We start from the raw sequence: 25,033 nt of genomic DNA, 5'->3' as shown, positions 1-25,033 counted from the left end.
GAGTTTGACCAGCATGAATCAGAATTACAACATTTCTTTTACGGTAGACCAAAGCCCCGAAGAAGTCTTTGCTGCCATCACTAACGTTCGCGGATGGTGGTCCGAAGAAATCGTGGGCAAGACCGACGAACTCGGTGAATTTAAGCATCAATACCAAGACATCCACCGCTGCACCATGGAAATCACAGAACTTGTTCCAGGTAAAAAGGTAGTCTGGCACGTCGTAGACAATTACTTCAACTTCATAACAGACAATAGCGAGTGGAAGGGTACCGACATTGTGTTTGAGATCGTTAAGCGGGGGGACCAAACAGAGATGAACTTTACGCACGTAGGTCTCGTCCCCTCGTACGAATGCTATAACGTCTGTTCGGACGCCTGGGGCTTGAATATTAATGGCAGCCTGCGAAGATTGATTAGCGAGGGTAAAGGCCAGCCTCACTTAAACGATCAAATTGTCCATAATCACGGCTTAGAGAACGCATAAAAAACAAGGCTGCTTTGAATTTAACTTCAAAGCAGCCCTGTTTGATTTACCTTTACTTGCCCGATTGCGCCAGCATTTTCAGCAGCACGGTTACGGACTCTGCTCTGGTCGCCTTATCGCCCGGCGCAAATGCATTCGCGCCTTTGCCTTCGATAATGCCGAGCTTTTTTACGGCTCCGACCGCGCCCTTCGCCCAGGCCGGAATGTCCTTGTCGTCCGCGAAGCCTGTTGCCGTTGCAGCTTCCGCTGACTGACCCCATGCTTTTGCGATCATCACGGCCATCTCCGCACGCGTAATTTCGGCGTTCGGCCGGAAGGTGCCGTCTTCATAGCCTGCAAGGATGCCCGCTTGCACCGCTTGCGCGACCGATTTCTGCGCCCACGCGCCGATTTTTTCTTTATCGGTAAACGTCAGCGCAGTGCCTTCCACTTGCGGCTTGAGGGCATTCATCAGCATGACCGCAAATTCGGCGCGCGTTACCGTACGATTCGGATTAAACGTACCGTCCGGATAGCCCTTGACGATGCCTAAGCTTACCGCTTGCTTAATGCTCGCCTCGGCCCAGTGCCTGGAGATATCGCTGAAGTTGGCCGGCTGCTCCGTGCCTGTCCCCGGATCTTCGCCTTGATTCGCCCCGAGTACGGCATACTTCGTAAAGTGGTTCACTTTTACGGTGATCGTATTTCCTTTAACCTCGCCGCCGACTTCCACCCACGCTTTCTTTACTTCGTCGTAGTAGTAGACGGAAGGTTTCTGATTGGCCTTCAACTTACTCGAATCGAATGTAAAGATCAGCGTGATCTCCTTGCTGAAGTTTTCCGAAAAGTTTTTCAGAATTTCGAACACCGGGCTGACCAGCGTTTCCTTGCTTGTAAGCAGCTTTTGCGTATCCGCCACTTTTTCGATCGTTAACTTCAGTTCTTTGTTCGACGCATCGGCAGGAATGATAACCTTCACTTCATCGCCCAGGCTAACCTCGCCGGATCGGCCGGTGGCAAGCGTTAGCTTACCGTCTGTCGAGATCACGGTTTGGTTCAAGGACGTTACTGGCGGATTGCCGCCATTGCCGGAAGAACCATCCGTGTTGATGGCTGTCCACTTGGCGTACAGCGTCGTATCTGCCGTAATCGGAGCGGCGAAATTAAATTGTGTCGTCAGCCCGCTGTCGCCGAACCATCCGCCGAACGTGTACCCGCTTCTCGTCGGATCGACCGGCTTGGTAGCCGTGCCGTTATGGTTCACCGGCTGGCTGTCCACCGCAGAACCTTCGTTGCTGTCAAAGCTGACCGTGTAAGCGTTGATCGTCCACTTGGCGTACAGCGTCGTGTCGGCCGTGATCGGAGCGGCAAAATCAAACGGTGTGGTCAGCCCGCTGTCGCCGTACCACCCGCCGAACGCGTACCCGCTTCTCGTCGGATCGGCCGGCTTGGTAGCCGTGCCGTTATAGTTCACCGGCTGGCTGTTCACCGCAGAACCGCCGTTACTGTTAAAGCTGACCGTGTACGCGTTAATCGTCCACTTGGCATAAAGCGTCGTGTCGGCCGTGATCGGAGAAGCAAAGTCAAACAATGTCGTGAGCCCGCTGTCGCCGTACCACCCGCCGAACGCGTACCCGCTTCTCGTCGGATCGGCCGGCTTGGTAGCCGTGCCGTTATGGTTCACCGGCTGGCTGTCCACCGCAGAACCGCCGTTGCTGTTAAAGCTGACCGTATAAGTGTTGATTGTCCATTTGGCGTACAGCGTCGTGTCTGCCGTGATCGGAGCGGCGAAATCAAACGATGTCGTCAACCCGCTGTCGCCGTACCACCCGCCGAACGCGTACCCGCTTCTCGTCGGATCGGCCGGCTTGGCGGCTGTATTGTCATGGTTCACCGGCTGGCTGTCCACAGCCGAGCCGCCGTTACTGTTAAAGCTGACCGTGTACGCGTTAATCGTCCACTGTGCGTACAGCGTGACATCGGATGTGTTTATATTAAAATTCGACCCTGCTTCGTAGCTCGTTCCGCTGCCGTCCGCTGCCGTATTCCAGCCTGCGAACGTATAGCCCGTCTTTGCCAGATTACCCGTATTCCCGCACACGGAGACGGTGTCGCCTCGCGCATAGGAGCCGCTGTCGACCGGTACATTGCCGGAAGTCGCGCCGTTGTCGTCATACGTCAACGTGTAGGTCGGCGCGATCTGCTGATCTACGCCATTTACGCCCCCCGCATACAGGTTGCCGTCCGCTTCCAGAAGCACGCGAATTTGGCTCGGCGAATCGCTTAACTGTTCCCATGTGCCGCCGCTGTACGACCACACGTCGTCGCTGTTATTATCCGCACCGGCATACAGCGTACCATCGACAAGGATCAGGGAGTTCACGCCGCCCGGCGCACCCGTCATCTGCGTCCATTCGGGCTCATCCGCGGTCGTGTCGTACGTCCATACGTCATCATTGAGGCCGATAGAAGTGCCCGCATACAGCGTACCATCGTCATTGAGCAAGGCATGTACAACCTTCGGCACATTGCCGGTCATCCGCGTCCATTCGGGCGCAGCCGCGGTCGTGTCATACGTCCATATGTCGTTTTCACCGCTCCCCGACCCCGCATACAGCGTGCCGTCCACATTGACCAGGGCATTTACATAAATCGGTACATCGCCGGCCGTTATCTGCGTCCATTCGGGCGAGCTCGCGGTCGTGTCATAGGTCCATATATCGTCGTTGCCGTTATTCGCCCCCGCATATAGCGTGCCGTTCACATTGAGAAAGACGTTCACGCTGCCCAGCGTCGCCATCGGCAACCATTCGGGCGCGGCAGCGTTCGTGTCGTACGTCCATACTTCGTTCGATTCGTCCCCTGTCCCCGCATACAGCGTGCCGTCGACTTCGATCAAGGCATACACAACACCCGGCGAGCCGATCATCCGTGTCCATCCGCCACTCGCGGTGTACGCCCATACGGCGTTATTATTGTCGTCACTCCCTGCATACAGCGTACCGTCGACACTGAGCAAGGTGTTGGTGCTGCCGGGCAGACCGCCCATCTGCGTCCACGTGCCGTTGCTGTTCGTCCATACGTCTTTCCCGCCGGTCTGCGCCCCCGCATACAACGTGCCGTTGTCGTCAAGCAAGGCATATACGTTGGCCGGTGCCCCGTAAATATGCGTCCAACCGTCACTGACGGTGTATGTCCATAGGTCGTCGGCGGTGTTGTTCGTCCCTACATATAACGTGCCGTCGACATTGAGCATGGTTCGCACCCTGCTCGGCGAGCCGCTCATTTGCGTCCAGGTGCCGTTACTGTATATCCAAACTCTGTTCAATCCGTTTGACGAAGCCCCCGCATACAGCGTGCCGTCTACATCCACCAGCGAAACGACATATTTGGGCAAGTCGGTTACCTTCCCCCACGTACCACTACTGTACGCCCATGCGCCGTTGTTTAAAGTCAGTGCATACAGCGTGCCGTTTAAATTAACTAAAGATTGTACATCGCCCGGCGAACCGACCAGCTGCGTCCAACCGTCATTAGACGTGTACGTCCATACGTCGTTGCTGCCATTAGAAGCCCCTGCATAAATCGTGCCGTTCACGTCGACCAAGGCATACACATTGCCCGGCGAGCCAATCATCTGCGCCCAACCGTCGTCGGCCGTATACGTCGATACGTTGTTGCCGTCGCCCCAAGCGCCTGCATACAACGTACCGCCCGCATCGACGAGCAAGCTTCGCACATAGCTCGGCGAGCCGCTCATTCGCGTCCAGGTACCATCGCTGTTCGACCATACGTCATTATTGTCGAAGCTCCCCGTCCCCGCATACAAAGTGCCGCCCGCTTTGAGAAAGGTTTGTACGTTGGACGGCTGCTCGGTTTGTCCCACCGCCGCCCAAGTCGGCGAGGTGGCATGGACTGCCGTTCCTGTACCCATGAATGGGACGGCCATCAAGGCGAGTAAGCATGCCAGCACGATTTTCCCTGCCCGGGAAGACCATGTCTTCATTTTAGATGCGGATCGTTTCATAAATACATGAACACCTCTTAGCTTGTAATGGGATTAAAAAACGTCGAATATTGTTACTTTTGCACTAATATAAGATGATTACAGCGCAAAAAAAATCCCCCATCCAAGGGGGAGGGGGGGTAAAATTATGGGGGATATTCTTATACCGGTATTAATTGTACAATGCGCACTACAACCACTTTAATTGTTTTCCTTGCGCCAGCGCCTGCTCTCTGCTGTTCACGCCAAGCTTTCTATACATGCTCTTCAGATGGCTTTTGACCGTCTCCGTCGTAATCTGAAGTTGGTCGGCGATCTGTTTATTCGACAGCCTCATCTCAATCATCCGTAATATTTTTAATTCCTGCTTGGTGATCAAGGCGCCCGCGTTGGCCGTCTCATTCGCAGGGTCCGACATGAGCAGCAGCAATTCCCTGGCGTAGCGCATGATCGGAGACATCAGGTTAGCGTTGATCTGCCTATGCCCGATATATTCGCGCAGCAGCTCGGCCATCTTGGTCCCTTCATCCAGGAAGCTGCGGATGTACTTCCCCGGCTCCGCCAACCGGAGTGCCGCCTCCAGCTTCATTACGGCGTTCGTCCTATCTGCTTTACGATCAAAAGCCAAGCTTTGCAGGATCGCCACCTTCACCTTATCCCAGGTTCGATCGGCCTGATCGACAAGCTGATACAACTGTTCCAGCAGTTGGAGCGCTTCATCGACTTCCCCGCGATCCACAAGCGCGCCTGCCAGAATCAGATATTCCTTAATCGGACCGAGCGGGATCGTATCGGTAGGCTTGATGCCGCAGGTTTGCAGCCATCGCTCATTGAAAGAACCGTTGGCCAGCGATAAATAGGCCTTCTCCGCCTCAATCCGCCTTATAAACATTCTTTTGTCCACGGAATCGATCCTGGGTTGAACCCACTCCAGCCATTCAAGCGCTTTATCCGAATCCCCCTTAGCCTGACTGATCCGTGCAGCATTGACGGCAGCGCTCAACAGAATAAGCCCATAAGGCTGCATGCACGTCGACTTCAGCACCCTCTCCGCATAAGCCTCGGCCTCGTCCAACCGGTTCCATTCATATAACAGCAAGCTATACGTATTGTAGAAAAAACCGACGTAGGGGTAATTGTCCCTCTCTTCCCATGTCTTAATCCACTTATAAAAGAAACGCTCCGCATCGTGCAGATCATCGAAAAAGCTGAGTAAAGTATCGAAATACATCGAGAACGAGTTCGCTTCAACCATTTGAATGTAGCTGCCCTGCGGCGTATGCCGGTCAAAAATTTCAAAATATTCATTCGCCCGCCGAAAGTCTCTACGGTAAAAAGAAACCGCCGCGGACAAAAAATGAACGGTTCCTGCGTAGGGCGCCCATGCCGGATCCGCTAGCTTGTCCTCCATCAGGCGAAGTCTGGCTTGCGCCAGCTCCAGCTCATTGGTTTCCACCATCACTTTGACATAAAGAAACTGGATGCCCGGCTTTCCGGTAAAACAGGACTCCGGCAGTTCGTGCAGCCACCGATAAAGCACGCCTCTCTTCGCATGGAGGTTGTGCAGATGCCTTTCAATCAAGTCGCTCGCTTCATGGTAATGCCCGTCCATGAACAGCTGCTCTACCGCTTCTTCTAAAAATCCGTGCGCCTCCAACCACTGGGCCGCCTTGGCATGCAGCTCCTGCGCCCGTCCCGCATAGCGCTTCCGGAAAAGCCGCCGTAAAAACTCGGAAAACAGATGATGATAGCGATACCATTCCCGCTGATCGTCCAACGGGACGATGAACAGATTTTGTTGTTCCAGCGTTTCCAGCAGTTCCTGACAATTCGCCTGTCCGGTAACCGCCTCGCACAACGGGCCGTTTACCCTGTCCAAGATCGAGGTTTCCAATAGAAAGGACTGAATCTCGCCCGGCTGGAGACTAAAAACCTCCTGAAACAGATAATCGGATATGTTGCGGTGCTCCCCGCTGAAGGCACGGATAAAATCCGAATGATCGCCGCTTCTTTGCAGTGAAATAGCCGCCAGATACAGTCCGCTGATCCATCCCTCCGTACGGTCGACAAGCACTGCGATCTTATCTCCCGACAGCGACAATCCCATGCAATCCTGAAAGTAACGGATGCCCTCCGCAAGTTGAAATCGCAGCTCCTGAACCGTGATTTTCACCATTTGGCCAGTCGTCTGCAGCCTTGCCGTCGGAAAAGGCATTTCAGCCCGGCTTGTGACATAAAGGTGGAATTGAGCAGGCAAATAAGCAAGGAAATACGCGACCGATGCGTGAATAGGTGCAAGATCAATCGCGTGATAGTCGTCCCAAATCATAACGAATTCATCCGAGCAGCTGTCAAGCGCGCGAACCATAGCAGAGATGAAGGGCTCAAACGCGCCCGACTTTAAGGATGGCAAATACGGAGTAACCGCTTCCGCAAAATGAGGCATCTTGCTATCGACCGCAGCGATCGTATAGTTCCAAAATGTAATCAGGTCGTTATCTTGCGGTCCCAAGGAGATCCATACGGCAGGGATGGCAGACTGCTGCAGCCACTGGCTTAGCGCCGTGGTCTTGCCGTATCCTCCGGGAGCCGTTAAGGCGGTAAGCTTGCTCTTTAGGCCTTTATTTAATAGCCCGGTAATCGTCTCACGCTCAACAAGGTCGTCGCGCCGCGTTTGCGGAATATGAAGTTTGGTACTCAGAATCATGTCGGCACCTCGGAGTCGGCTGTCGGATCTTTTCTTTATTATAGCTGAATTCTAGGCGATGGTCGGTAATAAAAAGAGCCTGCCGGCCCGGCTGACAAACCTACTTAAAAATGCTAGCATGTTAGCTAACAATATGCGACAAATTACGATACGAGCACGGACCTGCAGTTGTTTATGCGGACGATATGCGATCGAATGTGTCTATTAACCGCTGCCGACGGTTCCACGATCGAGACGCTTGCGGGCGATGAAATGGTGTATGCCGCCGTCAGCGGCACCCCGCAGCCTTATCTCGGCATACGACGGAGCACGATCTTATTCGGATGGCCGACGAATCGATGTATATCGCCAATACTAACGGCGTCAACCGGATTGCGGTTGGCGGTAAGTTGGTGGGTAGCTGTCCAATGGTATGATCTGATTAAAGTTGTCCTTCCAAAGGAGACCGTGATACGTGCCGGATTGGTCCTATCAAACCTTGTTTCGCCCGCTGCTGTCCCGTCTGCCGGCTCGAACAGCACGACGCATCACGCTCAATGCCTTCGGCGCTGTCGGACGTATGCCTGGCGGTGCACTCCTCATTAAGACGCTGGGCCACCAGGAGCCTTCCCCCTTGCTCGAGACGGGGTGGTCGGCGACGCCTGTAGGTCTATCCGGCACCATCGATCCGCTCGGAACCGCCCAACGCGGGCTGGCCAGACTTGGCTTCGGCTTCATGGAGATCGGCCCCGTCACCGTACAACCGATCGCATCCCGCGAGCCGATCGAACTTGATGCCAAGCAAGAGCTGATTCATTTTCCCGAGCCTTTGGAAAACATAGGCTTGCCTGTCGTCTTACAAAAGCTCGCGAATGCAGGACACAGCCTGCCCAAGTACGTACGGATCGCCGCCATGCCTGGCGCGTCCGATGATGAGGTGGTTTCACAGTTCATTCACCTGATCGATCGTCTGATGGCGGTTGGGGCAGCCGGTATTTATGTAGATACAACGTCCCTTCATTGGGATGATTCCGTATGTTATCGCATACTAAATCGAGTGGCCGATTGTGCGGGACCAGAAGGCTCGCTTTTCTTATACCTTCCGCCTGACTTATCGAAGGATCGACTTCGCCATCTGCTTCAACATATCGATTGCTCGGCTTGGGACGGTGTCGTGATCGGGGGAGAGCAATCTGCGGAAGATGGAGCGGCGGTTCAGGGAAGTTGCGTAAAGCCATCGGGCCTGGAGACGCTTCGGCTCGTACGGGAGCTGGGGCCTTCAAAATGGATCGTCAAAGTGGCTGCCGGCGTCCATGAGCCCCGGGATGCAACGCTCTTCCTTCAAAACGGCGCAGATGCCGTACTTCTCGGCAGCGGATTTGTTTTCGCCGGACCGGGCCTGCCTAAGAGAATTAACGACGCAATTGTTAGCGAAAAAGTAAAATGCACCGCCATCCCTGATTCGCCATCCTTCTGGAGGCATTGGGGCTGGATGTGTTTGCTTGGAACCGGCATGATTATCGGCGGATTCATCGCTTGGTTAATCGCGCTATCGAGCGTGCTGCTTCCCTACGACGAGCGCTTCCTCCATATGAATAGGGACGAACTCATCGCATTTAACGCGCACTTGCTCCATTTCATGTCCCATGACCGTATCACCTTAAGCGGAACGCTGATTTCCATTGGCATACTCTACTACCAGTTGGCCAAGCATGGATTGCGCGATGGATTGCATTGGGCCAAAACGGCCGTCACGATCTCTTGCATGGTCGGCTTTCCAACCTTCTTCCTGTATTTAGGATATGGCTTCTTTGATCCTCTGCACGCCGCGGCGGCCATTATTCTATTGCCCATGTTCCTTCTGTCGCTGAGAACGAATCCCGACCGGCCATTTCGAGGGTCCGTCAGTAGGGTTAACGATCGCATATGGAAACGTGCGATGTGGGGACAGCTATGTTTTGTCGTGCTGGGCGTTTCTTTAGCCATCGGGGGTCTGACGATTGCAGCCATCGGCGTGACGCAAGTGTTCGTGCCGACGGACTTAACGTTCCTGCGGCTGACGCCGGCAGAGCTGGACGCCTTCAATCCCCGGCTCATCCCGCTCATCGCCCACGACCGCGCGGGCTTCGGCGGCGCGTTATTCTCTGACGCTGTCGTGCTATTAATTACGGCTTTGTGGGGAATCCAACGCGGACAACGCTGGCTGTGGAGAACCCTCCTCTTCGGCGGCATGCCCGCCTTTATCGCCGGCCTGAGCGTCCATTACGGGATCGGCTACACCGATTTCATCCATTTGCTGCCTGCCTGGTTTGCATTCGCGCTTTATATGGCCGGGTTGATTTTGTTGTATCCGTATATGCATGGGGTGGATTCGAACTCGGCCAACGCCGTCCTCGTATTGCAAGGCGACGCCCAAGTCAAAGTTACCCCTGATTAGTTGCCGAGAGTGACGCCGTATACCTCAAACTCATAAATCCTTGCTGCCGCATTCGTGGTTTGCGTAGGCGTCGTCACCTTCAGCTTAATATATCGAGCCGAGACTTCAGTTATTTTGTTTACCGTAATCCCACTCTTATTGTTGGTTACGTTGACCACCGTGCTCCATTCGTACCGTCGGCGCTGACCTGAATATTGTAGGCCTTCACCATATTCTATAGACGAAAAAAGCTGCCGTCGCTGGCAGCTTCTCTCACAAAACAGGCCGGATTATCCGTAAACTTATAGCAACTTAATCAACGCTTCCAGCTCATCGACCAATCCTTTGGCAAGTTCAAAATCCGTATCTTTCAAAGCCGATTCTATTTTCATTTCAACCGATTTTTTCTTTTCTTCCTTTTCCAGATAATCCCGATCAAAATGGCTGGCATAAATCATCTGCCTGAATTTTCGCATGCTCATTTTTCTGATCGTCTTATCTTCTACGATTAACACATAGTCCATGCCGTTTACAACCGCGTAGAAATCATGAGAAATCATGAGAATAGCGCCTTTATAGTCTTCAATGGCTTTCTCCAGGGCGATTTGCGTATAGGTGTCTAAATGGCTGGTCGGTTCATCAAGAAGCAGTACGTTTGCCTTACTGGCGGCGACTTTAGCGATTTGAAGCAAATTTTTCTCTCCGCCGGATAAAGAGGCTATCTTTTGATTAACGATTTCTCCTTCAAAGCCATAGCTTGAAATATACGATCTAATCTCATCGTAAGTTTTAAACCCGGCCTCGATGAATTCTTCTAATATCGTGTTCGAATCCTTTAGCACTTCGCCTTGATTCTGAGATAAGTACGCCACTTTAACATCGGCGTCGATCTCAATTGAATCATGACTGTTCTTGAAGATATCTCGGAGTAAAGTCGTTTTCCCGGTCCCGTTTGCGCCGATGATGGCTACTTTATCCGTAGATTTAATCTCAAAGTTAACATGGTCTAAGAGCAGTTCATCAAAGGCAACGCTATAATTACTAACCTGTATAACGGTACGATCTTCAGGTTCATGCTCCAGATCGAAACGGATCGCCGGCTGCTTCAGATCAACGAACGGCGCTTTAATTCTACGCGCCTCCAGTCTCTCTTGAAACCTGACTCTAGCCTTTAACGCTTTACCTCTTGAGGCTTCTGAGTTATAAGTTGCAATCGCTCTTAGGTTATTGATGATTTTCTCGTTTCTCTCACTTTCTTCTGCCTCGGCGACTGCGATTTCTTGTAACTCCACTTTAGTCTGAAGTAAGGAGAAGTTATAATCCATATACCGCCCGTCAAACTCCTGGATCTCCGTGTTCTCAAGGTGCAGGATCTTGTCGAAGCAATGATTCAACAGATAGCGGTTGTGCGTAACGACCAGCAATGTTCCTTTGTGAGCATTAATGAGCTGTTTAAGCGCATTGAGGTTTTCAAAGTCTAAAAATACATCCGGCTCGTCCATAATCAGTACGTCGGGACGACGAAGCATTTCCTTCATCACCTGAATAAGCTTGAACTCCCCGCCGCTCAGGTCGGATACCCTGTGATCTCTTAGCTTCGTGAGGTTTGCTAGATTTAGTTTCTTATTGATGTTGCTTTCAAAATCATCCCCGCCGATTGCTTCTAATGCATCTAAAGCGAGTTGATACTTTTCCAATAATAAATCCAGCTCCGAGGCTGATTCCATTTCCGTACAAATCGAAGTGATTTCATCTTGTATCTTAATGAATTCTTCTCCTATATACTCAAAAACGGTTGTTTCTTTCGTTTGATCGAGCTGCGAGAATTGACTTACATGCCCGATTTTGCAAGTCGGGTCTATTTCTAAGCGGCCTTCGAACAGATAGCTGTCCGGATCCATCAATAGGTCTATCAATGTACTTTTCCCATTGCCGCTAGTTCCGATAAAAGCGCAATGTTGTCCATTTTCAAGCGTAAATGAAATGTTTTTATAGAGTTCCTTTTGCGGAAACGAGAAGGAGAGTTTATCGACTTTTATCATCGTATGACCTTTCTTTGCAAAACATAGATTTGGCGTTTGCCGTTGTTAGCGTAACACTGTTTGCAACCGACTTCAATCGCATATGTTCCGACGGTCCGAATGCGCCGTCCTCCTATAAGTCCGCCGCTTGAGCGCCTCCCTCCCCGTCTCAACGCGCAGCCGTCCGGAACAGCGGATCTGCATCCGCGAAGGCGCGCAAGATTTGCCCGGCATAGTCGGCCTCGGGCACCGGGCTCGCCTCGATCGACTTCAGCAGCTCCGCCATCGCCTGACCTTCGTCCACGAAGCTGCGAACGAACCCCTGCGGCTCCGCCAGGCGCAAAGCGGTCGTCAGCAGATCGAGCGCCTCCTTCGTTCGACCGGTGCGATGCATGATCAAGCTTTGCAGAATGAGGATTCGAATCCGATCGCGGAGACGGTCCTCTTGCCGGAACAATTGCTGCAAGCGTTCCGCCAAGGCCGACGCTTCCTCCGTACGGCCGCATGCTGCGAGCACTTTCGCCAAAGCGATATACGCCGCGACGCCATTCAACGTTACTTCATCCGTCGAGGCCATCCCGCACCGCTCCAACCATTCGGCTGCCGCATCCAATGCGCCTTGACGCACGGCCAGACAAGCCTTCTCCGCTTCTATTTTTCGCCGAAAAAGCGCATAGTCGGGAGATTCGATCCGGCCTTCCAAATGCACCAGCAGCTCCGCCGCCTCCGCGGGACGGCCGAGCGTTTGCTGAATTCGCGAGGCGCCGATGTAAATCTGCATCAAGCTCCGCGTATTGAGCTGCGCTTCATCGGGGAGAAGGACGTGACGAATGCAGCGCTCGGCCTCTTCCACCCGATTCCATTCGTACAGCAGCATACTGTACGAAGCGTACAGCCGACCGGCAAACGGATGCCCCTTCTGATGCGCCCATCTGGTCGTCCACTTCAACAGAAACGCAGCCGCTGCCCGATAATCGTTAATGAAGGATAAATGATCCTCGAATTCTTCGTAACCGCTATAGCGATTGTCCCCGATCGCTTGAAGGAAGCCGCCTTCCGGCGTATACCGGTCCGCGAGCTCGAAATAGGCCGATACCCGGTCCAGGTCCTTCTGAAAATAGCTGGCGGAGGCGCATACGAAGCAAATATTGCTCATGATCTGGTTCCATTCCGCTTCGTCCATTTGCCCTTGCAGGTTCTCGTAGCGGCGCTTGGCTTGCTCTGCTTGCTCATGCGCTCTATCCCATTGCCGGATGCCGATGAGCAACAGCAGATAGAACATCTCGACCATCGGCCGCTTCGAGATGAAGGGCTCCGGCAGCTGCAAGATCCATCTGCTCAGCGTAGCGAACTTCTTCTGCAAGAAAGCTTGCAGATTGTTCTCGATCACGCGAACGGCGCCGTCGTACTGCCGGCCCTCCAAATAGTGCCTGGCCGCATCCTCCTCGAAGCCATGGCTTTCCAGCCATTCGGCCGCGCGAGTATGCGCAAGCCTCCAGTCCTCCGGCGCGCTTTGGGCGAACAGCCGCTGCAGAAAATCGGACAGCAGCTGGTGATATCGATACCAGCTCCGCCGGTCGTCCAGCGGACTGATGAACAAGTTCCAATGTTCCAGCTGCTGCAAGTATGCCTGGCTGTTCGCGTGTCCCGTTACGGCTTCGCATAGAGCCTGATTCATGCGGCTTAGAATCGACGTTCGGAGCAAAAAAGCGCGCATCTCGTCCGTTAGATGACGAAACACTTCTTCGAGCAAATAGTTGGAGATATGGTGCTGATGGCCGTCAAACTGCCGTATCGCTCTGGCGATGTCTTGACTGCTCGTAAACGCGAGTGCCGCGAGCTGCAGGCCGCTGATCCAGCCTTCCGTCCGCTCGCACAATTCGGCCGCCTGCTGTTCGGACAACTGCAAACCCTTCGTATCCCGTAAAAAGGTCAAACCTTCGTGCGGACGAAACCGCAAATCCTGAACCGTGATGCGCCGCATTTCCCCCTTAGCCAGAAGTCCCACGTCGGAAACGGCCAAATCGGTTCGGCTCGCGATATACAGATGAACGTGGGGAGGCAGGCACGCCAACAAATAACGCAACGACTTCTGAATGGCGGGCAGCTCGATCAGATGAAAATCGTCGAGAACGATCGCCAGGTCGGCGGACAGTTGACGAAGCTCGTTCAGCAAAGCGGAGATCGCAGGCTCCTGCGATTCGGACGACGCGGATGGCCCTTTCTCCAGCAGCGGCCAGACCGTCCGCGCAAAGCCGGGGATCCGCTTCTGGATCGAAGCGATGACGTAGCTCCAGAACGGGACCCATTCGTCATCCTCCTTATCCAGCGATACCCACGCCGCAAGGACGCCGCTTTGTCTGGCCCATTCGCCGAGCGCCGTCGTCTTCCCGTAGCCGGCCGACGCGGAGACCAGCGTCAGCTTGGCTGTCATCCCCTCGTCGAGCTTGCGCATTAACTGCGGCCGCGGCACTAAAGCGTTACGCAACCGTGGAATGTATAGCTTGGTCTGGACAATCAACTGGCAACCCTCCGGAAACGACGGAAAATAGGTTCTAATAATAACTATGTCGACAGTAGGGCCCAGAATCCTGAGTTCGGCTAAACTGTTTTATTCGGGCTCAACGCCTGGCATGTATTTTGCTAACGTATCGGCACTTCCCTTTAACCGCTCTTCCATAATCAAGCGCAGCTCATCGGGAATCCGTTCAAACTCGACCCCTTTCCCCAAGAACAAAAGCCAATCCGCATAATACGCCAGCGTCTCGGCATCGGCCGCGTCCAGTTGAACGTTAAAAATCCCGCTCGACTGGAACATCCCTGTAAAGGACAAAATAATTCCCGGCGGGTGCATGCGCTTAAAGCGCTGAATCCCCGTCCAATCAAGCTTTACAACCAGATTGGACTCGCGTGCGACAAGCCGTTTTTTACTTAAGATCTCTTGCTCCGAACGCTTCATCTTCTCCGTGGAGATGGCCGAATCCCGCAGCATCTCGACAGGTAAATACCGAAACGCATCCGTATCAAAATCATAAACCTCGACCAGCCAATGCGCGTTTGAGTTAAAAATATAAATCAAAAAAACGTCCATCAATTGAGGCCAGCCGGCACTTGGCTCATAAGTCAAGCGCAAGTGCTTGTCCCGCACGGCAAGCGAGATCAACTGGTTCAACTCCGCAGGCGCCGCATCGTCGAGCTCCAATAGATTCGGATTCGCAGGATTCGTATTTTCAAAAAGCAAAATATGATTCAGCGCGATCAACTCGTCGTGCTGGGCTTGCGATGCGATGCCGATGAGTTTTTCAGTGATCGAGCGCCGATTTTGCAAATAAGGCAGCTGCGAATTTTTCGAAGCGATAAAACTGATAAATATCGCTTTGAGCTCCTCCGGCGTGAACCGGACGGCGGACAGGTACTGATTTTGCAGGACATTGTAGCCACCCCCGCGCCCAAGCTCGGACGTCAGCGGGAAACCCATCGCCTGGATCTCGTTAATGTCGCGGATCGCCGTCGCGCGGGAAATCTTGAACTCCCGCTGAATCTCCGCAATCGTAAAATGCGCGCGGTTATTGATAAACCGCATGATCAGGTTCACTCGTTCGGTCTTTTTCATGATTGTATTGTATCAGAAATGGAGCATTGCTTTTTGGCATCCACCAAAAAAAGTATCGTTTTTTGATACATTTAGCGACTAGTATCAATCTTGTAAAGAATCATCCCAAAGGAGAGAATAAAAATGGCTAGCTACTCCATCCAAACCGTCTCGGAAAACTACAAAATGACTGCTTTCGGCGTTATACTGGAAGACTACAACGACTGGGCAGGCAATGCGGCAAAAACGGCGGCGAAAAAAACGGAAATCACTGAAAACGGCAAGCTGGCCGAGCTTCTCGCGCTCGCTGACGGGCAGGAATATCAAATCAATTACGTCATCGGCGGCAAGGCTTGGCGCGGCTTCGGCGTGATGGGCGCATACGACGTGGAAGACGCGGTCGTCCTCGACTTCCTCGCCGGGGAATACATCGTGGTGCCTGGCACAGGCGCTGACAAAGACAGCCTTCCCGACGAAATAACAGGGAAAGTTTTCGGCGGCCTGCTGCAACAAATCACGGACTACAAATATGTTGGTCCCGGCAACTCCACATTCGTCAAAGCGGCTGAAGACGGCAAATTCTACGGCGAAATGTGGCTTCGCGCGAAAAAAGCAGGAGACTAATCTTAAGCAAAGGAGCGCTCTCGTGGAAAGTTACTCCATCGAACACAAAAAGTCGTTTACACTGACCGCGTATGGTTTTTCGATACAATCCAATTTCCGGGACTTGCCGACTTTGCAACAAGAAAAAGCGGCGTTTTGGGGAGGGCTGAAGGCTGACGGGCGTTTTGACAAGCTTAAGGCGGCCGCAAAAGATGATCGTGAATGGTCAGTCAACGAGGTTTATCAAGGCAGACCGTGGAATTACTTCGCGGTAGAAGCTAGCAAATCGGTGGCTGACGCAACGCGCATGATCGAGTTTCCGGAGAGCGAGTACATCGTGGTCGCAGGAACCGGCGACAAGGAAGCTTTGTTCGATCAATTGACTTACAGCGCATTTGCCGAAGTCTTGTCGCAAGTCACGGACTATGCATACATCGGCGGTCCAAATGCGACTTATCGCAAAGAAAATGGCGACGGCACGTTCTACGGCGAATTTTGGGTTCCGGTGGTTAAAAAATAATAGGGTCATCGTACCGACTTTAGCCGCACGGGCGAACCCCCGTACGGCTATAGCCGGTTTGACCCCGAATCTACGGTCGCATAAGCCGCTGCCCTATTCCAAAAGCGTAAGCTCATATAAATAGGCTTAAAAACTTTTCTTTAATAAATGCATCGTCCCGTCCCCATTCCCAGGGTCAAAGGCCATCAATCGTTCATAGCCTCGACGTTCGTACATGGGCAGCAGCCATGGGTGTTTCTCGGCAGTCGCTAATGTAACGGCTGGCGCACCCCACTTATCGCGAATGATTTGCTCCTCCACCCAGGTGAGCAGCTTGTTGCCGACCCCTTTTCCCTGAGACGCAGGATCCACGGCAAACCATCTCAGGAAAGGCAGATCCGTTATTCCTTTAAGCTCATTGCCTTTAGACAAGGTAACCGTCGCTTTTACTTCACCATCAATCTCCAAAACATAGCATTCATGTTCAGCGATATTCGTCTGGATCATGGCCAAATCCGCATGAGCGGCAGGCCAATGAAGCTGAAGCTCGCGTATCGTGACATAAGCCTCATAGATAACCTCTTGTATTCTCTCCGCATCCGCTTGCGTCGCTAAACGATAAATTTCACTCATCCTCAAAGGACTCCCTGCAAAAGAGATTAAAATTCAAGTTTTTCTCTCGGAATAAAACTCAAATACACTCTAACATAAATTTATGATGATCGTTAATTGAGTTTTTCTATTCATTCATCAATTGTGCTGTCTCAACACGATAAATACTGAGATGGCTATTGGTTATATTCTCTTTTGTAGGGCTTTGATCGTTGAGGCGATTCCCTCTTGGAATGGTGTTGCCACGACCTGGCCGATGAACCGCTCATACTTGTCTCGGCTAAGCGTCAGAGGCTCTTCGGTTAAGTAAAGCATCTCCACCACTTCCTTCATAACAGGTATGCCGATTCCGAGTAGAGACAAGCCCAGTTTCTTTAACGGAATGACCGGTTTGACGCTGCCGCTTGCCGATTGCGCGATCTTCACGATGTCCCGCCCTGCGATTAACCCCGCACCCGGGATGTGCCAATTCTGGCCGTAGGCGAAGTCTCTATCGGCCAGCTCGACAATCATGGCCGCCGCGTCCGGCAAGTAGACGAATTCGCGGGGAATATGCATATTCCCGATATAAAACGCCATCTTGCCCGCCGCGATTGCTTCCAGTGTCGAGCCCAAATAAGAGGCTTCGTTGGCGGTAGGTCCGTAATAATCCGGCAATCGGGCGATCGCAACCTTGGCCTTGTTCCACCGCTTGCTGAACAACATCCGTTCATAGTCCAAGCGAACTTTACCTTTTCGCGTATGCGGCGCTTTCGGATGCTCCTCGGTTACGGGGTTGGATTGTCTCCTGCCATAAGGGTACATTCCGTCAATCGCGACGACACGAGCAGCCATGCGGTCCGCCGCCTCCATCACCGACTCGCCCAGCGGAATCAGCTTACTCGTCATCTCGTGGTACGGAACGTTCGCGCAATGGAACCATACGTCCGTCCCGCCTGCTTGAGAAGCGATATCGTCCGGTCGCATGGCATCCCCAACGGCAAGCGTCAGATGAGCAGGGTTGCCTAGCCGATTCGCGAATTGCTCCAATTTGTGACGTGAACGCCCGAACGCAATCGTGTCGATCCCGCGACTTACCAGCTCTTCTGTAATTGCGGCACCCGTTCCGCCGGTTGCTCCAATAACCATTGCCTTCGTGATCGTCATCCCATTCGACCTCTTTCATATTGTGATTGATTGATTACTAACAGAACGATGCTTCACAAAATCGTTGCGTCTGCGCGGCTTTAAAGATCGGGAAGATTTCCTGATTGGGTTCCCACCCGGTATGGCGTCGTAATGCCTTCGTAATTCAGCATCATGCTCATCCCCATCGAGGCATGCTTGAGATTGTGGCAATGCACCATCCAGAGGCCTGGATTATCAGCTTCGAGGTACAGCTCGTAGGTCTCGCCCTTCTTCGTTAGGAGCGTATCCAGATACACCGGACTGCCGCGCAAGGCAACCCCGTTCTTGCTCAAGACGCGGAACACGTGCCCGTGAACATGGAACGGGTGATCGCCCCCGCCTACGTTGGAGACGGTGATGCTTACATGGTCCCCCTCCTTCACGAGCATGGGAGGAATCTCGCCGAAGGCCCTCCATAAGCGGATTCCGTCGAAGCCAGCTCCAACACATACCTGGCAGCATCCTCAACCTATATCAAACAATGAGTGATTGGTCAATAACTAATTTTGATGAAGGGATCTACGCCTCATCCCTTCATTAATTCGGGCATATTTAGCGCAACTGCAACGTTACAAAGCACGCCTCGCGCAAGAAACAGCATCGTCCGCTCTTCGGCCTTCTCGATACCGGCTTCTTGGAATGCGGCCAGCACCATTTCGCGGACTTCCTTAAATCCGTTCCTCATCGACCGCTGGATCGCTTCCTCTTGAATCGTCTGCGCCTGCATCTGCAATAACATCTCGTTATGGTGCGTCGACTGAATGTTCTCATATTCTTGAATGAGCGTGGCCTCCAACAATTCGGGCGACGTTTTCTCTACCACCTGACGGAACGATTGGATCACTCTGGACCACGAGGCTTCCACCGCGCTGAGCAACAGAAGTTCTTTCGTCGAGAAAAACTTGAAAACGTAGGGCTGTGAAATGTTCGCCCGCTGTGCCACCTGTGCCGTTGTAGCCCGGTAATAGCCGACTTCGGCGAATACCTCGATCGCCGCGGAAATAATCTCCGCTTTGCGATTAACGGACGTGAAATCGGATTTAACCAACGTATGACCCCCAATAGATAGTGATTGATCAATAACAGATCTAGTATACTGCTACCTTGAGCTGAATGCAACAAAAGGGGGACTGCGCCCGGATCCGCGCAGCGACGTCCGTATACAGCCGACAATCGGATGGCCGCGCAAATTCAGGCAACTGCCGTAGGCAGACTTACAAGCGGGGCACAGAATCTACATTCTATGCCCATAATATTGACTAAAAGGTAGGCGCGGCTAATTCGTTTATTTCCATACGGAGTAAACTATAAGGCTGCTGCCGCAGGTCATTTCCATAATGAAATCTGGGCTGCCGATGTAATTGGTTCACGATGAAATATAAGTATCGATCCGGACCGATAGAAAAAGTATCCGGCCATAAAATTGTCGGATCGTGCGCGATGGTTTCCATGATTCCATTCGGCAATATCTTTCGGATACTATTGTTTTCATAGTCCCCGGCATAAACGTTTCCTTTGGCATCGGTGATCATTCCATCCGAAGCGCCTTTTTCTCCCCAATACTTCACGTGATACTGTAAATTCAGATCCGGTATCGCTCGGTCTCTTAGCGCTTCCGTTGAAATCGAGTACAGATGACGACTGGAAAGGGGACAAAAATACAGCATCTTGCCGTCCCGGGAAATCGCTATACCATCGGATGCCAATCTAAAAGGCGAAGTAGACCCGTCCTTGTTTCGATTCATCAGGATTTGGCCTTCAACTTTCGGTAAGAAAAAGAGATCGGGCGAAGTCGCGCAGGCTCCGTTTAACCGTCTCCAGGCATAACCGGTTTCTAAATCAACCACAATAATGGCTCCTGGCCCCCGGGAAGACGAATCCGTTATGTAAGCATAACCTGCTTGACCGACACGAAAATCAAATCGGACATCATTCAAATAAGTGGTCGGCAGGACAATATCCTCCGTAAATGTATATACACGTCTTATGGTATTTGAATTTAAATCTACAGCGACTAGCTTCGCCCCCCCTTTGATGGGTTCCGAGAAATTAGGAGCACCCGTATCCAGTACCCAGAGCGTACCCTTTCCGTCAGCAAAGACACTTTGAACGCTAATGAAGGACGTTACGATACTCGATGGGCTTACCGCATTAGCTTCCAAACTAGGATAAGGCACTAAGGTATCGTGAACGATTTCAGCTACCGTAAATTGAACGTCGTCTCCCCATTTCGGAAAGCAAATGAAAATACGCCCGGTTTCAGAAACAGCAACGCCTGTAGGCATGGCTCCGTAAAATAAAAAAACCGCCTCCAACTTACCAAAGTACCTTTCACTAGGTAACGTCACTTGTATAAGCGCCTCCTCAACTGGTTCGAACCGCTGTCACCTATTTATATGACTGAAGAAGCCTTCGAAACCCCTATTACAATGGAGATCGAAGGCTCTTTTTTGTGGTTGACCATGTAAAGGGTGGCTCTCCGTGTCTATGGCAACTACGTTGTTCTTCCGAGCGCCAAGCAGGTCATTTGCCCACGCGGTGAGGATCGGCGTCCGGCAATCGTAATGCGTTTGCCGAAGTTTGGGCTTGATCTAAAAATTCCTCTGCTCGGGTCAATTGCTGCCGGGCCGTCTCCAAAGCTTGTGAATTTGTTGCCCCATTCGATTCGCTCATCGAGCTTATCGCCTGATTTAAAGCCGTTTGCGCCTCAGAAACCGCGTTGGATGCATGCTGCTCTAACGTATTGCCGCTCGAGTGAAGTGCACCTTCTGCCGGTTTTCTTGCATTTTCGGTGGCTAGATCAATTTTGTCTTCATTGGGCAAGGTGATTCCTCCTTCTTGAGCAAAGATCAATAACGCATACCGAAATAAGTATGCGGTTGAAATTTTGTTTATATTCTTACGATTGCATGGGATTAGGCTGCCCCACATTTCCGGCAATCCATTTTGTATAGGACCCCATACCTAGGAAATGCTAACTCGAACGAAAAAAAGGAGAGGATCATCACGCAATGAATACGCCCACGCTAGCGCCGCACGAATCGATGGAACTGCATGAAGCGTTAAATTTTAAAACGCTCTGCGTCGCTAAGTCAAAACTGATGCAAGGCTTGGTCTTTGACCAAGAGCTGAAAGCGTTGATGCAGAAAGACGTCATTCAATCCACGCAACAGATCGCCGAGCTGCAAGCCATCTACGCAAGAGTTCCTTTCCAAGCGCCTGTTCCGAATAGCCCCACACCTATCACTCATTAAAGGGGAACGCAAATGAATACGGATTATTTAGACCCGATCAATTCGTTAAATATGCCGGAAATGGCGGATATGACTTTCGCCATGGACTTCCTTCTTCGCGCCAAGGAAGGCGTAAGAAATTTGTCCGTCGCCCTGACGGAGACCGCTTCTCCGGATGTGAGAGCGCTGCTGCGCAATCATCTTAAGCAAGGGATTGCGCTGCACCAGGAAATCACGGAGCTCATGATTCGCAAAAAATGGTTCCATCCTTACGAGCTGAACGAACAGTATCAACTCGACCAGCTTTCGGCGAAAAATACGGTGATGATCGCGCAGATGAATTTGTTCCCGGGCGATACGTCGCGTAAAGGGATGTTCGATCGAACCCCAGATGAACATATTGGAGGACATCAAGCATGAAGGCGGTAACGTATCAAGGGATTAAAAATGTCGTGGTCAAAGAGGTGCCGGATCCGAAGATCGAGAAACCGGACGATATGATCGTAAAGATCACCAGTTCCGCCATTTGCGGCTCGGACCTTCACCTCATTCACGGGATGATCCCCAACCTTCAGGAAAACTATGTCATCGGGCATGAACCGATGGGGATCGTCGAAGAAGTAGGCCCTGGCGTGACCAAGGTAAAGAAAGGCGACCGCGTGATCATCCCGTTCAACATCGCATGCGGAGAATGCTTTTTTTGCAAAAATCAGCTGGAAAGCCAATGCGACAATTCGAACGAACACGGGGATATGGGCGCCTATTTCGGCTACTCCGGGACGACCGGCGGATATCCTGGCGGGCAAGCCGAGTACTTACGCGTACCGTTTGCGAATTTTACCCATTTCAAAATACCCGAAAACTGCGAACAACCCGACGAAAAGCTTAGCTTGATCGCCGATGCCATGACGACGGCATTCTGGAGCGTTGATAACGCCGGCGTCAAGAATGGAGATACGGTCATCGTGCTCGGCTGCGGTCCGGTCGGACTACTCGCCCAGAAATTCTGCTGGCTTAAAGGAGCAAAGCGCGTCATAGCCGTCGATTACGTCGATTATCGCTTACAGCATGCGAAGCGAACCAACCATGTGGAGATCGTAAACTTCGAACAGGATCAGAATATCGGCAACCATCTCAAGGAAATGACCAAGGGCGGCGCCGATGTCGTGATCGATGCGGTAGGCATGGACGGCAAGATGAGCGATCTTGAATTTCTGGCCAGCGGCTTGAAGCTGCAAGGCGGCACCATGAGCGCGTTTGTCATTGCGTCTCAGGCTGTCCGCAAAGGCGGGACCATCCAGGTCACCGGCGTATACGGCGGACGCTATAACGGATTCCCGCTTGGCGACATCATGCAGCGTAACGTGAATATTCGTTCCGGGCAAGCCCCGGTCATTCACTACATGCCGTATATGTACGAGCTGGTTACGTCGGGCAAAGTAGACCCTGGAGACATCGTCACGCACGTCATTCCGCTTAGCGAAGCCAAGCAAGGCTATGAAAAGTTCGATACGAAAACGGACAATTGCATCAAAGTCATCTTGAAGCCCTGAATAAGGGCAAATATTGGGGAGGACAATCCGAATGAATTCCAATTACGCTTTGCATGAGATGCTGGAGGTTCATGAAATAGCTGCGTTCAAAACCGTTTGTATGACCAAATCCAAAACCATGCAAGCACTGGTAACCGACCCGGAGCTTAAGCAAATTTTGCAGCAAGACGTGCAGATATCGCAGCAGCAGCTTCAAGCGCTCGGTGGAGTGCTGTCTAGAGCGACTATATAGGAGGTAAAGCATGAACCCAATAATAGAACATATGACCGGGCTTCATACGCTGACGGACGACGTGATCGCGATGGATTTTCTGATGAACGCCAAGAGCGGCGTCAGAAACTACGCCATGGCCGTAACCGAATGCGCCACCCCCGAAATCAAGCAAATGTTGATGAAACAGCTTGACGAAGCGATCGACTGCCATGAAAAGATAACAAACTACATGATGGAGCGGGGCCTGTATCACCCCTATCATATGCCAGAGCAGGTCCAGCTCGATCTGAAAAACATAGAGACGGCAATGAACATTCCGTCCTGACGCCGTATCTCGGCAAGATAAAACGCGCGAAACCAGCAATGGTTCGGCGCGTTTTTTGCGTTTATTTGCAATGGATAATCCCCACCGGATTGTCCGTATTCATTAACGCGGCACGCGCGGTAGGCCAGGCGGAGTCTTCAGGGTAGAGCGCGGTGCGGAGATAGGACCAGACAATCGCTCGCAGCGCAGCCACACGCTCAGGGTTTTCGTCCGTCGTTTCCTTTGCGTCGAATGCGGCGATCCCGCCGAGTCCGTGCTCCGCTTCGAACAAAGTTAACAAGCTTTTGGGTCCGGGACTCTGGAAGTACGCATCGGCGCGCCAATCCTTTCGATCGGAGAATGCAGGGTTCCAATCGTTTTCGCCGACGACCACGAGGGCCGGCGTTGTCATTTTGGCGAAGTTCGTTGTTCCCAAGACAGGGTAACGCTCGGCTGCAAACGCGGCGAGGTCCTCACCATTGCCTGGCGCAGCCATCAGTACCCCCGCCTTGATCCGGGGATCGGCCAGGTATATTTCCGTACCGTCGATCGGATCCGTAACCTGCTGACCGCACAACAGGCCTACCGTATGTCCGCCCAGAGAATGCCCGACAGCGGCGATCCGGCTTCGGTCAAGGCGCCCGCCGAGTCCTGGAACGGCATCCTCGATCTGGTCGAGATGATCGAGGATGCAGCGCATATCCTCAGCTCTGGAACGCCAATACAACGGTGCCTCCGGGTTGTCGGATTCACGCAGGCCCAGCATCTTCGCGTCCAAGTGAGTGGGCTGGATCACGACAAAACCGCGAGCTGCCCAGAAGTGCGCGAGGGGGCCGTAGCCGTGCAGGGACGAGATGAAGTTCGAAGGCCCGTGGCCATGGGACAGGAGAATAACGGGCAGGTCGGCTCCCCTCGCGGGCACAGAGACCTTAATCTGCAAATCCACCATACGGTCTGGCGTCGACAGCACGACAGGACTGAAGGTCATGACAGGCGTGGGATCGCTGACGGGAATGTCGGCAGCTTCTGTGAACGGCTTGCTCACCGGACGATCTTGCTTTGGTTTCTGTTGCATCTCTTGCATCGAAACACACTCCTTTTCGCATTGCTGAGCAGAATTAGCCACCCAAACCGAGGTTGACATGTCAACTGAAATAAAAATAGCACATTGAAGTTGACGCGTCAACAATGCTATTATCATTCTATGGACAAATACGAGTTAACCGAAGCGGAAATGCGAATATGGCATTTATGGAAGGGCTCATTTCAACGCATATTTGGTCGCGTGATTAAAGAGCTGTCCGAGCACACAGGGCTATCGGAGGGCGATTACGGCGTATTAGACCGGCTAGCCCTTTCGGGGAACGGGAATCTTCGTCAACAGGAGTTAGCCGACTCGATGGACTGGGATAAGAGCCGATTGTCGCATCATCTGACGCGGATGGAAAAGCGCGGGCTTGTGACGAGGAAACCAATCGATACGGATCGCGGTGTCCAAGTCCTCATCACGTCTGCCGGACAAGCGGCATTGGATGAAGCCCGTCCCATTGTCGCTAAGGCCATACAAAAATATTTTCTAACTCAATTAACCGAGCAAGATATGGATTCGATTGCGAAGCTGGCAGAAAGAACAAAAACAAATCCTTGAAAGGCTTGCAAAG

General features: G+C 52.3%; 22 protein-coding genes. 10 read left to right on the top strand and 12 right to left on the bottom strand.

The features are described 5' to 3' along the window. Window positions 1–13 precede the first annotated feature (13 nt). Window positions 14–487 carry an SRPBCC family protein gene (locus ACFSR7_RS16335; protein ID WP_378163313.1) on the top strand — a complete coding sequence of 158 codons (474 nt, stop codon included), beginning with the start codon at window positions 14–16 and terminating at the stop codon, window positions 485–487. A gap of 52 nt (window positions 488–539) precedes the next feature. Here ACFSR7_RS16335 and ACFSR7_RS16330 read toward each other — a convergent pair whose 3' ends face one another. Both ACFSR7_RS16330 and ACFSR7_RS16325 read right to left on the bottom strand, forming a co-directional pair. Further along, on the bottom strand, window positions 540–4,439 hold the full coding sequence (locus ACFSR7_RS16330; protein ID WP_378163311.1) for an InlB B-repeat-containing protein: 3,900 nt from the start codon (window positions 4,437–4,439) through the stop codon (window positions 540–542). A gap of 223 nt (window positions 4,440–4,662) precedes the next feature. Next, the gene (locus tag ACFSR7_RS16325; protein ID WP_378163309.1) at window positions 4,663–7,179 is read right to left on the bottom strand and encodes a winged helix-turn-helix domain-containing protein; all 2,517 of its coding nucleotides are present in this window, start codon (window positions 7,177–7,179) and stop codon (window positions 4,663–4,665) included. A 454-nt stretch (window positions 7,180–7,633) separates the two neighbouring features. Between ACFSR7_RS16325 and ACFSR7_RS16320 the strand changes: the two genes are divergently transcribed. Further along, window positions 7,634–9,595, top strand: coding sequence for a dihydroorotate dehydrogenase (locus tag ACFSR7_RS16320; protein ID WP_378163308.1), 1,962 nt, complete (start codon window positions 7,634–7,636; stop codon window positions 9,593–9,595). A gap of 281 nt (window positions 9,596–9,876) precedes the next feature. On the opposite strand, the gene ACFSR7_RS16315 is transcribed toward ACFSR7_RS16320, so the two are convergent. From ACFSR7_RS16315 to ACFSR7_RS16305, 3 genes are all read right to left on the bottom strand, one after another. Further along, window positions 9,877–11,616: an ABC-F family ATP-binding cassette domain-containing protein gene (locus tag ACFSR7_RS16315; protein ID WP_378163306.1), complete on the bottom strand. Its 1,740-nt coding sequence runs from the start codon at window positions 11,614–11,616 to the stop codon at window positions 9,877–9,879. Between the two features lie 148 nt (window positions 11,617–11,764). Further along, window positions 11,765–14,050 (bottom strand): winged helix-turn-helix domain-containing protein, encoded by a 2,286-nt coding sequence (locus ACFSR7_RS16310; RefSeq protein ID WP_378163305.1) that lies wholly within the window; start codon window positions 14,048–14,050, stop codon window positions 11,765–11,767. A gap of 156 nt (window positions 14,051–14,206) precedes the next feature. Continuing rightward, entirely contained in the window at window positions 14,207–15,208 is a 1,002-nt protein-coding gene (locus ACFSR7_RS16305; protein WP_378163303.1) for a helix-turn-helix transcriptional regulator, read from the bottom strand. A 123-nt stretch (window positions 15,209–15,331) separates the two neighbouring features. Here ACFSR7_RS16305 and ACFSR7_RS16300 point away from each other — a divergent pair, with 123 nt between their 5' ends. Together ACFSR7_RS16300 and ACFSR7_RS16295 are read left to right on the top strand one after the other, a co-directional pair. Continuing rightward, window positions 15,332–15,811 carry a hypothetical protein gene (locus ACFSR7_RS16300; protein ID WP_378163302.1) on the top strand — a complete coding sequence of 160 codons (480 nt, stop codon included), beginning with the start codon at window positions 15,332–15,334 and terminating at the stop codon, window positions 15,809–15,811. 22 nt (window positions 15,812–15,833) lie between these two features. After that, window positions 15,834–16,310, top strand: a complete 477-nt coding sequence (locus tag ACFSR7_RS16295) for a GyrI-like domain-containing protein (protein WP_378163300.1) — start codon at window positions 15,834–15,836, stop codon at window positions 16,308–16,310. 126 nt (window positions 16,311–16,436) lie between these two features. Here ACFSR7_RS16295 and ACFSR7_RS16290 read toward each other — a convergent pair whose 3' ends face one another. The 6 genes from ACFSR7_RS16290 to ACFSR7_RS16265 all read right to left on the bottom strand — a co-directional run bounded on the left by ACFSR7_RS16290 (window position 16,437) and on the right by ACFSR7_RS16265 (window position 20,891). Next, window positions 16,437–16,922 carry a GNAT family N-acetyltransferase gene (locus ACFSR7_RS16290; RefSeq protein WP_378163298.1) on the bottom strand — a complete coding sequence of 162 codons (486 nt, stop codon included), beginning with the start codon at window positions 16,920–16,922 and terminating at the stop codon, window positions 16,437–16,439. A 162-nt stretch (window positions 16,923–17,084) separates the two neighbouring features. Next, entirely contained in the window at window positions 17,085–18,047 is a 963-nt protein-coding gene (locus ACFSR7_RS16285; protein ID WP_378163296.1) for an NAD(P)H-binding protein, read from the bottom strand. A gap of 80 nt (window positions 18,048–18,127) precedes the next feature. Further along, entirely contained in the window at window positions 18,128–18,457 is a 330-nt protein-coding gene (locus tag ACFSR7_RS16280; RefSeq protein WP_378163294.1) for a multicopper oxidase domain-containing protein, read from the bottom strand. Window positions 18,458–18,594: 137 nt separating this feature from the next. Continuing rightward, window positions 18,595–19,116 carry a TetR/AcrR family transcriptional regulator gene (locus ACFSR7_RS16275; RefSeq protein ID WP_378163292.1) on the bottom strand — a complete coding sequence of 174 codons (522 nt, stop codon included), beginning with the start codon at window positions 19,114–19,116 and terminating at the stop codon, window positions 18,595–18,597. 211 nt (window positions 19,117–19,327) lie between these two features. Further along, window positions 19,328–20,422: an L-dopachrome tautomerase-related protein gene (locus ACFSR7_RS16270; protein WP_378164610.1), complete on the bottom strand. Its 1,095-nt coding sequence runs from the start codon at window positions 20,420–20,422 to the stop codon at window positions 19,328–19,330. A gap of 169 nt (window positions 20,423–20,591) precedes the next feature. Next, window positions 20,592–20,891: a hypothetical protein gene (locus ACFSR7_RS16265; protein WP_378163290.1), complete on the bottom strand. Its 300-nt coding sequence runs from the start codon at window positions 20,889–20,891 to the stop codon at window positions 20,592–20,594. Window positions 20,892–21,079: 188 nt separating this feature from the next. Between ACFSR7_RS16265 and ACFSR7_RS16260 the strand changes: the two genes are divergently transcribed. Genes ACFSR7_RS16260 through ACFSR7_RS16240 form a run of 5 tightly spaced genes read left to right on the top strand, consistent with a single transcriptional unit; the run spans window position 21,080 to window position 23,393 of the window. Continuing rightward, on the top strand, window positions 21,080–21,322 hold the full coding sequence (locus tag ACFSR7_RS16260) for a spore gernimation protein GerQ (RefSeq protein ID WP_378163288.1): 243 nt from the start codon (window positions 21,080–21,082) through the stop codon (window positions 21,320–21,322). A 12-nt stretch (window positions 21,323–21,334) separates the two neighbouring features. Further along, window positions 21,335–21,721 (top strand): spore coat protein, encoded by a 387-nt coding sequence (locus ACFSR7_RS16255; RefSeq protein ID WP_378163286.1) that lies wholly within the window; start codon window positions 21,335–21,337, stop codon window positions 21,719–21,721. Further along, window positions 21,718–22,854 (top strand): zinc-dependent alcohol dehydrogenase, encoded by a 1,137-nt coding sequence (locus ACFSR7_RS16250; RefSeq protein WP_378163284.1) that lies wholly within the window; start codon window positions 21,718–21,720, stop codon window positions 22,852–22,854. Before ACFSR7_RS16255 ends, ACFSR7_RS16250 begins: the two co-directional genes overlap by 4 nt. A gap of 31 nt (window positions 22,855–22,885) precedes the next feature. Then, window positions 22,886–23,086, top strand: a complete 201-nt coding sequence (locus tag ACFSR7_RS16245; RefSeq protein WP_378163283.1) for a hypothetical protein — start codon at window positions 22,886–22,888, stop codon at window positions 23,084–23,086. Between the two features lie 10 nt (window positions 23,087–23,096). Further along, window positions 23,097–23,393: a spore coat protein gene (locus ACFSR7_RS16240; protein ID WP_378163281.1), complete on the top strand. Its 297-nt coding sequence runs from the start codon at window positions 23,097–23,099 to the stop codon at window positions 23,391–23,393. 61 nt (window positions 23,394–23,454) lie between these two features. On the opposite strand, the gene ACFSR7_RS16235 is transcribed toward ACFSR7_RS16240, so the two are convergent. After that, window positions 23,455–24,456: an alpha/beta hydrolase family protein gene (locus ACFSR7_RS16235; protein ID WP_378163279.1), complete on the bottom strand. Its 1,002-nt coding sequence runs from the start codon at window positions 24,454–24,456 to the stop codon at window positions 23,455–23,457. A gap of 120 nt (window positions 24,457–24,576) precedes the next feature. Here ACFSR7_RS16235 and ACFSR7_RS16230 point away from each other — a divergent pair, with 120 nt between their 5' ends. Further along, a complete protein-coding gene (locus tag ACFSR7_RS16230) occupies window positions 24,577–25,020 on the top strand; it encodes a MarR family winged helix-turn-helix transcriptional regulator (protein ID WP_378163277.1) in 444 nt (147 codons plus the stop codon). Window positions 25,021–25,033 lie beyond the last annotated feature (13 nt).

The organism is Cohnella sp. GCM10020058 (assembly GCF_042683485.1).
GTDB lineage: Bacteria > Bacillota > Bacilli > Paenibacillales > Paenibacillaceae > Cohnella.
Note: the sequence above shows the minus strand (reverse complement) of the source record. Positions and strands in the feature narration are given on the sequence as shown.

What these genes read in the sequence shown, in the direction of transcription:
- ACFSR7_RS16335 (WP_378163313.1), top strand. Translation starts at nt 14, where the DNA reads ATGAATCAGAATTACAACATTTCTTTTACGGTAGACCAAAGCCCCGAA.
- ACFSR7_RS16325 (WP_378163309.1), bottom strand. Translation starts at nt 7,179, where the DNA reads ATGATTCTGAGTACCAAACTTCATATTCCGCAAACGCGGCGCGACGAC.
- ACFSR7_RS16315 (WP_378163306.1), bottom strand. Translation starts at nt 11,616, where the DNA reads ATGATAAAAGTCGATAAACTCTCCTTCTCGTTTCCGCAAAAGGAACTC.
- ACFSR7_RS16310 (WP_378163305.1), bottom strand. Translation starts at nt 14,050, where the DNA reads ATGCGCAAGCTCGACGAGGGGATGACAGCCAAGCTGACGCTGGTCTCC.
- ACFSR7_RS16305 (WP_378163303.1), bottom strand. Translation starts at nt 15,208, where the DNA reads ATGAAAAAGACCGAACGAGTGAACCTGATCATGCGGTTTATCAATAAC.
- ACFSR7_RS16300 (WP_378163302.1), top strand. Translation starts at nt 15,332, where the DNA reads ATGGCTAGCTACTCCATCCAAACCGTCTCGGAAAACTACAAAATGACT.
- ACFSR7_RS16290 (WP_378163298.1), bottom strand. Translation starts at nt 16,922, where the DNA reads ATGAGTGAAATTTATCGTTTAGCGACGCAAGCGGATGCGGAGAGAATA.
- ACFSR7_RS16285 (WP_378163296.1), bottom strand. Translation starts at nt 18,047, where the DNA reads ATGACGATCACGAAGGCAATGGTTATTGGAGCAACCGGCGGAACGGGT.
- ACFSR7_RS16280 (WP_378163294.1), bottom strand. Translation starts at nt 18,457, where the DNA reads ATGCTCGTGAAGGAGGGGGACCATGTAAGCATCACCGTCTCCAACGTA.
- ACFSR7_RS16260 (WP_378163288.1), top strand. Translation starts at nt 21,080, where the DNA reads ATGAATACGCCCACGCTAGCGCCGCACGAATCGATGGAACTGCATGAA.
- ACFSR7_RS16255 (WP_378163286.1), top strand. Translation starts at nt 21,335, where the DNA reads ATGAATACGGATTATTTAGACCCGATCAATTCGTTAAATATGCCGGAA.
- ACFSR7_RS16250 (WP_378163284.1), top strand. Translation starts at nt 21,718, where the DNA reads ATGAAGGCGGTAACGTATCAAGGGATTAAAAATGTCGTGGTCAAAGAG.
- ACFSR7_RS16245 (WP_378163283.1), top strand. Translation starts at nt 22,886, where the DNA reads ATGAATTCCAATTACGCTTTGCATGAGATGCTGGAGGTTCATGAAATA.
- ACFSR7_RS16240 (WP_378163281.1), top strand. Translation starts at nt 23,097, where the DNA reads ATGAACCCAATAATAGAACATATGACCGGGCTTCATACGCTGACGGAC.
- ACFSR7_RS16235 (WP_378163279.1), bottom strand. Translation starts at nt 24,456, where the DNA reads ATGCAAGAGATGCAACAGAAACCAAAGCAAGATCGTCCGGTGAGCAAG.
- ACFSR7_RS16230 (WP_378163277.1), top strand. Translation starts at nt 24,577, where the DNA reads ATGGACAAATACGAGTTAACCGAAGCGGAAATGCGAATATGGCATTTA.